The following is a 13339-nucleotide window of genomic DNA, read 5'->3' as shown; positions in this document are numbered from 1 at the left end:
TCGGTGTCCATCCCCGCGTCGGTCGTTCGTGGTGAGGGAGACACCGAACGACGGAAGGAACCACCATGGACGACCGCGCGATCCTCGCTCTCACCACCGCCGAGCGGCTCAGCCTCGCCGACTTGTTCGAGAGCCTGAGCGAGCCCGAGTGGCGGGCCGACTCGCTGTGCGCCGGCTGGACCGTGCACGACGTCGCGGCGCACATGACGCTGTCCACGCGAACCACGTTCCGGATGGTCGTCAAGGAGGCGATCCGGGCGCGCGGCAGCTTCGACCGGATGGAGTACACCCTGGCGACCGAACGCGCCGCGCGCTTCTCCCCCGCCGAACTCGTCGCCCAACTGCGCGAGACCGCGTCCTCGCCACACCGCACTCTCGGCGCCGGCATCGTCGACCCGCTGCTGGACGCTCTGGTCCATGGTCAGGACGTCGCCCGCCCGCTGGACCGTCCGCGGGAGATGCCCGCCGACGCCGCGGTGATCGCGCTGGAGCACGTGATCGGCAGCAAGTTCTACGGCGCGCACAAGCGCCTGCGCGACACCCGCCTGATCGCCACCGACCACCCGTGGTCCGGCGGCTCCGGCTCTCGCGAACTGCACGGCCCGCTCGCCGATCTGATCCTCACCGCCACCGGCCGCCCCGCCGGCCTCGCCGGCCTGTCCGGCTCGGCGCTCCCCCAGATCCAGACCGCTCTAGCGGCCGCGTCCTGACCCAGCCCGGCAGGTGCCGCCGCGGGCGCGGCTTGATCCAGCCACCATGTGTCGCCGCGGGCGGCCTGATCCACTCCGGCACGAGCCGCCCGGCCGGTCTGATCCAGCACGTCACCTGCCGACCCGGCCCCGGTCTGACCAGCACGTCACGAGCCACCCCGGCCCCGGTCTGACCCCGCACGTCACGAGCCACCCCGGCCCCGGCCTGATCCAGCCCGTCACGAGCCACCTCGGTGCCCCGAGCACGTCAGCCGAGGCTGCGGTCCAGCCGGGCCGCCAGCCTCTCCAGCGCCTTCTCCACAGCAGCCCGAACGGTCGGGTCAGGATCATCACGCAACGCTTCCACCGCCCTGACATGCTCGTACTCCCCCGCCGCACCCACCGCCCGTACGCCGGCCGCCCGCACCCGCGGCAACTCGTGCTCGAGCATCGGCAGCAACGCATCGACCAGCTCGCCGAGCTCGCGCTGCGCAGTGATCCGCGCAACGTGCTCCCGGACCCGCCAAGCCGGATCGTCCGCCACGACCCGGAGCCCCTCGACCGCCTCGTCGCGCCACGCGTACATCAGCGCCCGCGCGGCCCAGACCCGCACCCAGTAGTAGTTCACCGGATCGACCGGCTTCGCCCACCCACCCGGATCCGGCCTTCCGGTGATCGCCACGAGCTTCGGCAACTCGGCCCCGAACGCGTCCTCACCCGAGATCTCGCCGGTCAGCAGCGCGACGCACCACTCCACCACCACGTCCTCGCCGTACTCGGCGCACGCAGCCCGTACGACGTCCTTCGGATGCATCAACCCAGTACAGCGCGTCCCACCGACAGATTCTCAGAGCACCGACCGGAGAATCACCACGACCGACGACACCGCGGCCAAGGTCAGCACCGCCTGCCGCAGCCGCGGGCCGTTCAGCCGCTTCTGCAGCGGGACGGCCACGGCGAAACCGATCGCCAACGCCGGCAGCCACACCGCGCCGTACGCGAGCTGATGCGCGGTGAGCTCGCCGCCGATCGCCAGCCCACCCAGCGACACCATCGATCCGACCACGAAAAACGCTCCGAGCGTCGCCCGCAGCCGCGGCCCTGGTTCGTGCTGCAGGACGACCGCCGCCGGTGGTCCGCCGATCGACGCCGCGGTGCCGGAAACGCCCGCGACCGCCCCGGCGATGATCAGGTTGCGCCGGCTGGTCGCGACCCGCAGCTTCCACGCGGTCAGCGCGACGGCGACGAGCACCACGACGCCGACCACCGCGCCGATCGCGCGCGCCGACAGCCAGCCGAGCAGCAGCACGCCCAACGGCGTCGTGACCGCGCGAGCGCCGGTCAACCAGCCAGCCTGCGACCAGTTGACGTGCCGCCACTCGTGAATCACCGTCAGCACCGGCAGAGCCATCCCGAGCACCAGCATGCCGCCCGGCATCAGCGACGGGTCGAGCAACGTGACCACCGGCGCCGCGACCAGCATCAGGCCGAGACCCATCGTCGACTGGACGACGGAGGCCAGCACGATCACCAGCCCGCCCAGCACCAGCACACTCAGCTCCATTGCGCAGATCCTGCCCCACCGAGCCCGCCGCAACCTGACCTGTAACGACGGTCATACTCCCGGACATGGGTCGGGCATGAGGAGTACATCGAGCCTGCCCGCACCGGCGCGGATCGGCTCTCCCGGAGCACGAGCTGAAATTCCGGGAACTGCTCGAGGACCAGTTCCCCGGGCTGCTCGGCTACGCGTTGCGGCGGGTCGGTTCACCCGACGACGCGGCCGACGTCTTCGCCGAGACGATGCTCGTGGCCTGGCGCCGGATCGACGAGGTCCCCGCCGACGAGACCGCCCGGCTCTGGCTGTACGGCGTCGCCCGCGCGTCGTGGCCAACCACCGGCGGTGCCGGCTTCGGCGCGACAACCTCGCCATACGGCTGCGGCGGCGGTCGCCGTCGCGCTCACCGGCGTGTTACGGATCTGACGACCATCCTGCCGGCGAAGGGGCGCTACTTCCTGATGATCCGCGCCGACGTCGGTTCGCCGGCGCAGTACCGGAGCCTGGCGGCCAAGCTGAAGACCGTCGACAGGCGATCTGGGAGATCGGCGACAACGTCGCACGCGGCCAGGATGCGCGGGTCAGGTTCGATCCGTGCCGGTGAGCTGAGCGGCCGAAGCGACGAAGGCCGGCAGCAGGAGATCCCTGCTGCCGGCCTTCGTCCGTCGTACCGGGTGACTCAGCTAGCGATCAGCGAGCGCAGCACGTACTGCAGGATGCCGCCATTGCGGTAGTAGTCCGCCTCGCCGGGGGTGTCGATCCGGACCACGGCGTCGAACTCCTTGACCGCGCCGTCGGTGCCGGTGACCGTGACATGCACGGTGCGCGGGACCTCGCCGTCGTTCAGCGCGGTGACACCGGTGATGTCGAAGGTCTCCTCGCCGGTCAGGCCGAGCGACTCCGCGGTCTCGCCCTCGGGGAACTGCAGCGGCAGCACGCCCATGCCGATCAGGTTCGACCGGTGGATCCGCTCGAACGACTCGGTGATGACCGCCTTCGCGCCGAGCAGCGCCGTACCCTTGGCCGCCCAGTCGCGCGACGAGCCGGAGCCGTACTCCTTGCCGGCCAGGATGACCAGCGGCGTACCGGCTTCGGCGTACGCCTCGGAGGCCTCGTAGATGCTGGTGACCGGCGCGTCCGGCTTGGTGAAGTCGCGGGTGAAGCCGCCCTCGGTGCCCGGCGCGATCTGGTTGCGCAGCCGGATGTTGGCGAACGTGCCCCGGATCATCACCTCGTGGTTGCCGCGCCGCGAGCCGTAGGAGTTGAAGTCCTTGCGGTCCACACCGTGCTCGGCCAGGTACTTGCCGGCCGGGCTGTCGGCCTTGATCGAACCGGCCGGGGAGATGTGGTCGGTGGTGACCGAGTCGCCCAGCTTGGCCAGCACCCGCGCGCCGGTGATGTCGGTGACCGGCGACGGCTCCTTGGCCATGCCCTCGAAGTACGGAGGCTTGCGCACGTACGTCGACTCGGCGTCCCAGGCGAAGGTCTTGCCCTCCGGCGTCGGCAGCGACTGCCAGCGCTCGTCACCGGCGAACACGTCGGCGTAGTCCTTGGTGAACATCTCCTTGTTGATCGAGGAGGCGATCACCCGCTCCACCTCGTCGGCGGCCGGCCAGATGTCGCGCAGGAACACGTCGTTGCCGTCGGTGTCCTTGCCCAGGGCATCGGTCTCGAAGTCGAAGTCCATCGTGCCGGCCAGCGCGTAGGCGATCACCAGCGGCGGGCTCGCGAGGTAGTTCATCTTGACGTCGGGGTTGATCCGGCCCTCGAAGTTGCGGTTGCCGGACAGCACCGACACGACCGCGAGGTCGGCCTCCTGCACACCGGCCGAGACCTCCTCGGGCAGCGGACCCGAGTTGCCGATGCAGGTGGTGCAGCCGTAGCCGACCAGGTGGAAGCCGAGCTTCTCCAGGTACGGCGTGACGCCGGCCTTCTCGTAGTAGTCGGTGACGACCTTCGAGCCCGGCGCCAGCGACGTCTTCACCCACGGCTTGCTGGTCAGGCCCTTGTCGACCGCGTTCTTGGCCAGCAGCGCGGCGGCCAGCATGACCGACGGGTTGGACGTGTTGGTGCAGGAGGTGATCGACGCGATCACCACGTGGCCGTGGTCGAGCTCGACCTCCTGACCGTTGAGGCTGATCATCGTCTTCTTCGAGGGGCGGCCGTCGGCCGGGTGCGGCGCGTGCGGCTGGGCCTCCTCGGAGTGGTCACGCCCGTTGGCCGGCGGGTCGCTGGCCGGGAACGACTCGACGACGCTCTCGTCGGCCAGCGACGGCACCGCGTCGATCGCCGCGGTGCCGACCTTGTCCTCCTCGGGCACGTAGTCGACCAGGGCGCCGCGGAAGGCCTGCTTCGCCTCGCTCAGCGCGACCCGGTCCTGCGGCCGCTTCGGGCCGGCGATCGACGGTACGACGGTCGACAGGTCGAGCTCCAGGTACTCCGAGAAGCGCGGCTCGACGTCCGGGTTGTGCCACAGGCCCTGCTCCTTGGCGTACGCCTCGACGAGTGCGACCTCGTTGTCGGCGCGCCCGGTCAGCCGCAGGTACTCCAGCGTGACGTCGTCGATCGGGAAGATCGCGCAGGTCGAGCCGAACTCCGGGCTCATGTTGCCGATCGTGGCGCGGTTGGCCAGCGGGACGGCCGCGACGCCGTCGCCGTAGAACTCGACGAACTTGCCGACCACACCGTGCTTGCGCAGCATCTGGGTGATCGTCAGCACGACGTCGGTCGCGGTCGCGCCGGCCGGGACCGAGCCGGTCAGCTTGAAGCCGACCACCTTCGGGATCAGCATGCTCACCGGCTGGCCGAGCATCGCGGCCTCGGCCTCGATACCGCCGACGCCCCAGCCCAGCACGCCCAGGCCGTTGACCATCGTGGTGTGCGAGTCGGTGCCGACGCAGGTGTCGGGGTAGGCCTGGCCGTTGCGGACCATCACCGTACGGGCCAGGTGCTCGATGTTGACCTGGTGGACGATGCCGGTGCCCGGCGGGACGACCTTGAACTCGTCGAACGCGGTCTGGCCCCAGCGCAGGAACTGGTAGCGCTCGCGGTTGCGCTCGTACTCCAGCTCGACGTTGCGCTCGAAGGCGTCCTGGCGGCCGAAGACGTCGATGATCACCGAGTGGTCGATCACCAGCTCGGCCGGCGCCAGCGGGTTGATCTTGGTCGGGTCGCCGCCCAGCTCGGCGACGGCCTCGCGCATGGTGGCCAGGTCGACGACACACGGCACCCCGGTGAAGTCCTGCATGATCACCCGGGCCGGGGTGAACTGGATCTCGGTGTCCGGCGCCGCCGCGGCGTCCCAGTTGCCGAGCTTGGTGATGTGGTCGGCGGTGATGTTCGCGCCGTCCTCGGTGCGCAGCAGGTTCTCGAGCAGCACCTTGAGCGAGTACGGCAGAGTCTGCGCGCCCTCGATGCCCGCCAACCTGAAGATCTCGTACGACTGTCCGTTGACCTCGAGTGCACCCTTGGCACCGAAGCTGTCGACGCTGGCCATCAACCTGCTCCTCTGTCCGTCTGTTCCGCTGGAACCATCCTGCCGAGCGCTCCGCCCGGCCGCGAGATCAGGCTGCCCTAACCTCGCCCACAAAGTCTCTCGACATCAAGATACACGACATCGAGCCACCACTCACACCCCAGCCGGAGGCGGTAATTCGTTTGCCGGGCAGGGTTGGGTGGCTGGTCGACTGCCGGGTGGCTGAGTTGCGTCAGGACGTGCTGGTTGCTGCCTTTGTCCGGTGGACGTGGGCGCGGGCCGTGCTGCACAACGGGTGGTGGCTGGTTACTTCGGTCTATCTGGTGGTGGATGCGGGGCTGACCGCTTCGCAGATCGTGCTGATCGGTGCCGTGCAGGGAGTCTTCGCGCTGTGTTGTGAGGTGCCTGCCGGTGTGCTGGCTGACACGTTCAGCCGTAAGTGGTCGTTGGTGCTGTCGCAGGTGCTGATGGGGACCGCGATGGTGACCACCGGTCTGGTGACGTCGTTCGTCGCGCTGCTCGGGACCCAGGTGCTGTGGGGGTTGTCCTGGACCTTCGCGAGCGGATCGGACATTGCCTGGATCACCGATGAGCTGGACGCGCCGGAACGCATCTCGGCTGTGCTGGCCCGGACCGCCCGCGCGCAGCTGACCGGTGCGGCGACCGGGCTGGTGGTGATCGGGGCGCTGGCCTGGGCGACGCGGCGCGATCTCGCGATCGTTGTCGCCGGCTCGGCGATGCTGCTGCTGGGCGGGTACGTCGCCGTCCGGTTCAGCGAGCAACGGTTCGTCCCGGCTGAGGGCCCTCGGTGGTCGGCGTCCTGGACGACGTTCCGCAGGGGCGTCTCGCTGGTACGCCGGAGTCCGGAGCTGCTGCGGATCTTCCTGGCGACGTTCCTGATCAACGGCGCGTCCGACGCCGGCGGCCGCCTTGCCCCGAAGCAACTGGTCGAACTCGGCCTACCGTCCCGCCTCGACCCGATCATCTGGTTGACCGGGCTGGGCGTGGTCGCGCTCGCCGTCGGCGCGCTGGCTTTGCGGATCGTCCAGCGGCGCCTCGACGGCGAACACGCGCGCCACTCGTACGGCGTAGCGGCCGCGATCGGGGCGGTGGGAACCGCCGGGCTGGCGTTCGCGCCGGATTCGGTCAGCGCCGGCGTGGCGCTGGTCGTCGTGTCGGGCATCGCCGTGCCGCTCACCCGGGTGATCGCGATGATCTGGGTGAACGCGCGCACGACCAGCGACGTACGGGCGACCACGCATTCGTTCCTCGCGCAGGCCGAGTACCTCGGCGAGGTGACCTGCGGCTTGCTGATCGCGCTCGTCGCGCACCTGGTCGGCCTGCCGCTGGCCCTCGCGGGGTCCGCCGCACTCTTCGCCGTGACCGCGGCGATCATGCGGCGTCCCGCGAGGGCGCTCGCTCAGGAGACGTGAGGCAGGACGTCCGACGCGATCAGGTCCAGGTGGTCCAGGTCGGTCAGGTCCATGATCTGGACGTAGAAGCGGTCGGCGCCGAGCTCGGCGAACTGGCCGAGCTTGTCGACGACCTGCGCGGGGGTGCCGCCGACGCCGCTCCGGTGGAGCTCCTCGACCGACCACCCGGCGGCCGCGGCGCGGCGCTCGACCTCGGCGTCGTCCTTGCCGACGACCACGCGGTGCGCGGCCGACAGGGCGAGGGTCTCCGGGTCACGGCCGGCCGTCGTACAGGCTGCTCGGACGCGGTCGAACAGCACCTTGGTGCCGTCGAGATCCCGGAAGCCGGCGTTGAACTCGGCGGCGTACTGGGCGGCGAGCGCGGGGGTCCGCTTCTTGCCGGCGCCGCCGATGATGATCGGCGGGTGCGGCTGCTGGACCGGCTTCGGCAGCGCCGGCGAGTCCTTGAGCTGGTAGTGCTTGCCCGCGAAGTCGTACTTCTCCCCCACCGGCGTGTCCCACAGTCCGGTGATCAGCTCGAGCTGCTCGGTGAGCAGGTCGAACCGGCCGGGCGTGTCCGGGAAGTCCAGCCCGTACGCCGCGTGCTCGGCCTCGTACCAGCCGGCGCCGAGCCCGAGCTCGACCCGGCCGCCGCTCATCTGGTCGACCTGCGCGACGCTGATCGCGAGCACGCCGGGGTTGCGGAAGGTGGCGGAGCTGACCAGCGTGCCGAGCTTGATCCGCTGGGTCTCGCGCGCCAGCCCGGCCAGCGTGATCCAGGCGTCGGTCGGACCGGGCAGCCCGTCGCCGTCGCCCATCACGAGGTAGTGGTCGGAACGGAAGAACGCGTCGAACCCGCACTCCTCGGTCCGGCGGGCGACGGTCAGCAGGTCGTCGTACGAGGCGCCTTGCTGGGGTTCGGTGAAGATCCTGAGCAACATGGGGACAACGCTATCCCGCGCTGATGTACAGCTGCTCCAGGTATGACGGCTGCCAGTCCGGGCCGCGGCGGTAGAGGCGGCGGACAAGGCCCTCGACGTCGAGTTCGCTCGGCAGGTTGGTGTCCCACCATTCGGGGACCTGGTCGTACCAGCGGTCGATCCGCAGCGTTCGTCCCGCCGCGTCGATCCGCGCGAACAGCCAACCGCCGTGCTCACTCTGCGCCTCGGCGATCCAGAGGTCGCCGAGCAGTTCGCTCAGGCGCTCGTCGGGCCATTCAGGGTCGTCGACCTGCGCCGGCTCCAGGTCGAACCGGTACGACGGCCGCGCGGGGTCGAGTACCTGGACCTGGATGGTGAATCCGGAGGGGACGACGTTGGTCCTTACGCGGCACCATTCGCGCAGTGCTTCGAACGCTGGGGATTCGGCGGGCTTGGGGCGGGGGCGCTCGGGTTCTGCGCGCATCGCCTGCTCTACGCCGAGTGGGAGAGCTACGGGGGTGCCGCGGCTGGTGAGCTCGGGGATGAGCATGGTGCCGGTGGGGTCGGGGTGGTGGCCGTTGAGGGCGTTGGTGGGGGTGGTGTTCGGGGTGTGGCCGTTGCGGTGGGCTTCGCCGTCCGGGTCTCCATTGAGGGCAGCCGCGTCGTCCGGGGTTCGGCCGTTGCCGTGGGGCGCGTCGTCCGGGGTTTGGCCGTTCCCGTCGGTTGCGTCGTCCGGGGCGTGACCCTTGAGATCGGTCGCGTCGTTCACGGTGCGGCCGGTGAGACCAGCTGCCTCCGGGCTCTGGCGAGCGGGCCCGGTTGCGGCGTTCGCCTCGGCGGGCGCATCCCCGGGCTTGTCGGTCCCAGTGGGGCCGGCGGGCTCGATCGGCTCGGAGGCTGCGTCGTCGAGGTCGACCAGCTCGGTGGGTTGCTCGGGCTCGATTGCGGATGCCGTCTCGTTGTCGACGGCAACGACCGCCGCGGCGTTCTCGGACGCGACTTCGTCCGCCGTCTCGTCGGACTCGTCAAGCGAGGCACCTTCGCCGGCTCCAGCGACCGCTGGGGACTCGGGCGCGGCACCTTCGGCAGGTTCCTCGGTCTCGACGTCCGCTGCGGTTTCGTCGGGCGCGACGTCCCCAGCCGTCTCCCTGGGCGTGACGTCCGCTGCCGTCTCCTCGGACGCGACGTCCGCTGCCGTCTCCTCGGACGCGACGTCCGCTGCCGTCTCCTCGGACGCGACGTCCGCTGCCGTCTCCTCGGACGCGACGCTCTCCGCGGCTGCCTCGGGCGTCACGTCCTCAGCGGTCCGCTCTGGCGTGAGGTCCTCTGCGACGACGCCCGCACTCAGCGCTTCGTCGCCGGAGTCCGGTGCGTCGTCGATGCCAACGGCAACTACCTCGTCGGCACCTTGAGCGCCGTCCCGCTCGTCGTCGACCTCAGCCGCAGTCGGCTCTCCCGCAACGTCGCCGGCCTCCGCCGGCGTACCGGAGGCCTCACCCTCAACTTCAGGTCGACCTTCACCCGAGGCTTGTGCCGGTTCCTCCGGCGCCGCAGCGCTCTCCCCCAACTGATCCGCGGTCCAGTCCGCACTGCCGAGAATCTCGTCGTGGAAAACGTCGGTCGCGAACTCGTAGTCGTCGTCCCCCGAGCCGCCGTACTGATCGCTCAACGGCGGATAGGTCCGCGGCCCGTCACCCACCGCCGCGCCGTCGCCCGAGTCGACCCGCGCGATGTCCTCATCCGGCTCGGCAGGCAACGCCGTGATCTCGGCGGTCGGCTCCTCGTCGTGGTATCCCTCGATGCCGTCGGCAACCATCTGCCCGTCGGCCGCGGCCTGGCCGTCGCCCCCGGTCTCACTTTCGTCGGCGCCTGAGGCGTCGGCTTCGTCCCGTATGTCAGCACCAACACCATCAGCCCGGGCATCAACGTCATCCCGTACGCCGGCCTCGCGCTCGCCGTCGCGCACGTCGGCGGTTCCTCGTACGTCAGCTTCACGCTCGCCGAGATCGTCGTGTGCGGCGGGCTGGTCCGCTGCTCTTCGTACGCCGCGCGCATCAGCCTCGGCGCCGTGGTGGTGTGCGGCTTGCTGCAACGACCCGCCGGACGTGTGGTCCGGGTTGGTTGGGTCGAGGGGATGGTTCCTGCGCTGGCGGCGCGCCGGGCGGGGCGGGTGGGCCAGGTGCGGGTTGGCAGCGAGGTACGCGGCGGCGTCCTCGATCCACTCGCCGTTGATCCAGGCACCGCCGACCCACTCGCGTTCCATCGGCGACGGGGGCGCGGACTCCGCTGCGCTGTCGGACGCACCGCGGAAGTCGTCGAGCGGGGAGGTGCGATGGGGATCCCGGGGCGTGGTCGACTCGAGGGCGTCCAGCGGTGCGGTCGGCTGCTCGCCGTCGAACCGCGGCGGGACATCCAGCGGTGAGGTCGGATCCTCGGGCTCCGCGGAGGAGGACGACTGCGGGACGTCCAACGGTGAGGTCGGATCCTTGGGCTCCGCGGACGAGGACGACTGCGGGACGTCCAAGAACGCGGTCGGCTCCTGGGTCCCGGCCTGCTGCTCGACGTCCAGGAACGCGGTCGGTTCGTCGGGATCCATCGACTGAGCCCCCGGCGCGGAATCCAGGAAGGCGGTCGGCTCCTCGGCCGGTACTGACTGATCCGCTGGCTCAGTATCCGAGGTCGGCTCGTCGGCGTCGATCGATTCCAACCGCCCGACGTCCAGGAGCGAAGTCGGCTGGTTGGGCCTTGCCGCTGGGTCGAAGCCGACGTCGGGGTCCACGGGCGAGGTGGTGGGACCGAGAGGCGTGATCGCTTCGGTGTCGTCGTCGGGGGTGGGCGCGGGGGCCTTGGCGGACGAGATGGGATCGGTGATCGGCGGGACGACGCCGGTGTCGTCGCCTGCTGTGAAGGAGTCCACCGTCCCGGCGTCGGCCAAGGGCTGCATGTGGTCGACTTCAGCGTCCGCACCGGGCGGGCTGGCGACGTCGTCCGGAGCGGTGGTCGAGGCGTCGACGGTGCCCGAGCCGCCGGCCGAGTACGTGGGCCGGCCGTCGTCCTCTGGAGCAGACGGTCTGCGGAGGTCGTCCCCACCGGCGGTGAACGCGTCGGCACCGGAGTTGTCAGGCCCGGACCTGGACCCGGCGTCGCCATCCGTGGTTGACCATCGGCGCGCGTCGTGCGCAGCGGTGAATGTGTCGTCGGAATCGTCATCGGCGGACGCCCCGCCGTCGTCGGTGGCAGACCACCGGCGCTCGTTCTCCCGACCAGCTGAGAACGCGTCGGTGGAGCCATCGTCGGCTGAGGTCGGCCCACCATCCTCGTCCGTGGCTGACCATCGGCGCGCGTCTTCCCGACCAGCGAACACGTCATCGGCAGACGTCGACCTGCCGTCGCCATGTGTGGCCGACCATCGTTCGTCGTCCTGGTCGGCTGTCGGCGCGTCGAGCGTGTTCGGCTCGGTCACCGGCGTGATGACTCCGGTGTCGTCGTCGTCCTCGGTCGAGGTCTGCTGATCGGTGTCGATGGGTGCGAACGCGCCGGTGTCGTCGTCCGCGACCGAGGTCCGGTCGTCGGGTTCGACGGGGTTGAGGACACCGGTGTCGTCGGACGCGCTTGCCGGCGCGGGGGCGAACGGTGAGGTCGCCTCGGCTGACGGGGCGAAGGGCGAGCCGGGAACTGCCGACTGGTTTTCAGCGGGCGGCGCGAAGGGCGACGCGGCGGGTGCCGACTCGTCGTAGGCGGGCGCGAACGGCGAGTGGGCCGTGGGCGGGGGCTCCTCCTCGGACGCGGGGAAGGCCTCGGCGGGTGACTCCGGGGCGTACGGCGATTCGGCCGATCGGTCTTCCAGGGACGGCGTGTTGGCGGTGTCGGCTTCGGGAGTGAACGGGGTGAACGGCGCCGTGTCGTCCGCGGTGGGGACGGCGGCGATCTCGCTGGTGGCGTCGTCCGGGGATGCCGCGGGGTGCTGCGCGGTGGGGGTGTCGGGGGTGTACCTGGCCGCGGCGGGGGCGTCGGCGAAGAGGCTGGCGTAGAAGTCTTCGCCGTCTTCCACCGGGGCGCCTACGCGTGGCGGTTCCGAGGACGGGAGGGGGCGGTCGTAGGCCGGTGGGGCGGGAGCGGGCTCGGGGGCGACGAGGCCGAGGCCGGCCAGGGAGGCGTTTTCCTCCTCGCGCTGCTTCTTCTTGCGGCCGAACAGGCGTGGCTTCTTGCTGACGACGCCGTAATCCGCAGGCGGCGGCTCCGGAGCAGGAGCCTCGTACGCCGGCTGCGGGTTGTACGGCGGCTCGGGCTCGTACGGCGGCTCGGGCTCGTACGGCGGCCGCTCGGCGTACGGCGGCTGCGGGTCGTGCGGGGTCTCGGCGCCGATGATCGGGTCGGCGTCCTCGGTGATCGGCTGGTTGGTGAAGGGGCTGACGCCCGGCGGGACGATGAAAAGTTCTTCCTCGTCCTCGTCCTCGGCCTCGTCACCGAACCGATCGTCCCCGACCGCCTCCGCGGCGTACGGCTCCGCGGCGTACGGCTCCCCCGCGTACGGCTGCGCGACGGACGGCTCAACGTACGGTTGCGCGACGTACGGCTCAACGTACGGCGCCCCAACCGGCTCCACCGGCGCACCACCAACCACCTGATCGAACTGCGCGGCCGCCGCCAGCGCCGCGTACAGATCCGGCTGCTGCGGCGATCTCGGCCCGATCCCCAGCCGCTCGAAGAACCCACCCAGCTCCTCAGCCGACAACCGTGACTCCGCCGCCGACCGGATCAACCCCACCCCGAGCGGCACCAGCTTGTCGAGCCCACCCAGGTAGTCGGCCCACTCCGCCGCCCACTCGACCAGCTCGCGCGCCGACTCCTCGTCGGACGTGATCCACTGGCCGATCGGCGCGAAGCCGTCGTCGACCGGCTGCCACGGGTCGCCCTCGTACGACGCCCGCGCCCACGTCCCGTTGAACGACCCGTAGACGAACCCGAGCGTCCCCGCGGCGATCCGCTGCTTGACCTCCGGCTGCCCGATCCAGTCCGGCGCACCGGCGAGCAGGTCCGTGCCGGCCGTCCGGCTGTGCTGGGTGTGGTACCCGAACAGCACCGACCGCCCACCGTCGAGCCGGACCATGCGCAGGTCCGAACTGGTCTCGTCCTGGTGGTACCAGCCGTCGGCGTCGGCGTACCAGCGGCGGTCGAAGCCGGTGGCGTGAGCGACCGCGGCGAGGGCGCTCCAGCGGGCGCGCAACTCCTCCGGGTCATCCAGGTCGACGAGCGGCATCGGGTCTCCAGCGGAATTTCCCGGC

8 protein-coding genes are annotated in these 13339 nt (G+C 70.8%); 3 read left to right on the top strand and 5 right to left on the bottom strand.

Annotated features, from left to right (window positions below; all coding sequences use genetic code 11):
- The first annotated feature begins 65 nt into the window (after positions 1-65).
- Positions 66-710 (top strand): maleylpyruvate isomerase family mycothiol-dependent enzyme, encoded by a 645-nt coding sequence (locus ACQPXM_RS18775; RefSeq protein ID WP_432950318.1) that lies wholly within the window; start codon positions 66-68, stop codon positions 708-710.
- 247 nt (positions 711-957) lie between these two features.
- On the opposite strand, the gene ACQPXM_RS18770 is transcribed toward ACQPXM_RS18775, so the two are convergent.
- Entirely contained in the window at positions 958-1503 is a 546-nt protein-coding gene (locus ACQPXM_RS18770) for a HEAT repeat domain-containing protein (protein WP_432950316.1), read from the bottom strand.
- 33 nt (positions 1504-1536) lie between these two features.
- Positions 1537-2253 (bottom strand): sulfite exporter TauE/SafE family protein, encoded by a 717-nt coding sequence (locus ACQPXM_RS18765; protein ID WP_432950314.1) that lies wholly within the window; start codon positions 2251-2253, stop codon positions 1537-1539.
- Positions 2254-2441: 188 nt separating this feature from the next.
- Here ACQPXM_RS18765 and ACQPXM_RS18760 point away from each other — a divergent pair, with 188 nt between their 5' ends.
- Complete coding sequence (locus ACQPXM_RS18760) at positions 2442-2981, top strand: RNA polymerase sigma factor (protein ID WP_432950312.1); 540 nt, start codon at positions 2442-2444, stop codon at positions 2979-2981.
- Here ACQPXM_RS18760 and ACQPXM_RS18755 read toward each other — a convergent pair.
- Entirely contained in the window at positions 2927-5743 is a 2817-nt protein-coding gene (locus ACQPXM_RS18755) for an aconitate hydratase (RefSeq protein ID WP_432950310.1), read from the bottom strand. The genes ACQPXM_RS18760 and ACQPXM_RS18755 overlap by 55 nt on opposite strands.
- 197 nt (positions 5744-5940) lie before the next feature.
- Between ACQPXM_RS18755 and ACQPXM_RS18750 the strand changes: the two genes are divergently transcribed.
- Positions 5941-7155, top strand: a complete 1215-nt coding sequence (locus ACQPXM_RS18750; RefSeq protein ID WP_432950308.1) for an MFS transporter — start codon at positions 5941-5943, stop codon at positions 7153-7155.
- On the opposite strand, the gene ACQPXM_RS18745 is transcribed toward ACQPXM_RS18750, so the two are convergent.
- Both ACQPXM_RS18745 and ACQPXM_RS18740 read right to left on the bottom strand, forming a co-directional pair.
- The gene (locus ACQPXM_RS18745) at positions 7143-8075 is read right to left on the bottom strand and encodes an LLM class F420-dependent oxidoreductase (RefSeq protein WP_432950306.1); all 933 of its coding nucleotides are present in this window, start codon (positions 8073-8075) and stop codon (positions 7143-7145) included. The genes ACQPXM_RS18750 and ACQPXM_RS18745 overlap by 13 nt on opposite strands.
- A gap of 10 nt (positions 8076-8085) precedes the next feature.
- Positions 8086-13314, bottom strand: coding sequence for a hypothetical protein (locus ACQPXM_RS18740; RefSeq protein ID WP_432950304.1), 5229 nt, complete (start codon positions 13312-13314; stop codon positions 8086-8088).
- Positions 13315-13339: the final 25 nt, after the last annotated feature.

The sequence above is a fragment of the Kribbella sp. CA-253562 genome, from assembly GCF_050942265.1.
Classification (GTDB): Bacteria; Actinomycetota; Actinomycetes; order Propionibacteriales; family Kribbellaceae; genus Kribbella.
This window is presented reverse-complemented; position numbering and strand designations above follow the sequence as displayed.

Excerpts from the sequence above, each read along its gene's own strand:
- ACQPXM_RS18775 (WP_432950318.1), top strand. The coding sequence starts at position 66 with ATGGACGACCGCGCGATCCTCGCTCTCACCACCGCCGAGCGGCTCAGC.
- ACQPXM_RS18770 (WP_432950316.1), bottom strand. The coding sequence starts at position 1,503 with ATGCATCCGAAGGACGTCGTACGGGCTGCGTGCGCCGAGTACGGCGAG.
- ACQPXM_RS18765 (WP_432950314.1), bottom strand. The coding sequence starts at position 2,253 with ATGGAGCTGAGTGTGCTGGTGCTGGGCGGGCTGGTGATCGTGCTGGCC.
- ACQPXM_RS18755 (WP_432950310.1), bottom strand. The coding sequence starts at position 5,743 with ATGGCCAGCGTCGACAGCTTCGGTGCCAAGGGTGCACTCGAGGTCAAC.
- ACQPXM_RS18745 (WP_432950306.1), bottom strand. The coding sequence starts at position 8,075 with ATGTTGCTCAGGATCTTCACCGAACCCCAGCAAGGCGCCTCGTACGAC.
- ACQPXM_RS18740 (WP_432950304.1), bottom strand. The coding sequence starts at position 13,314 with ATGCCGCTCGTCGACCTGGATGACCCGGAGGAGTTGCGCGCCCGCTGG.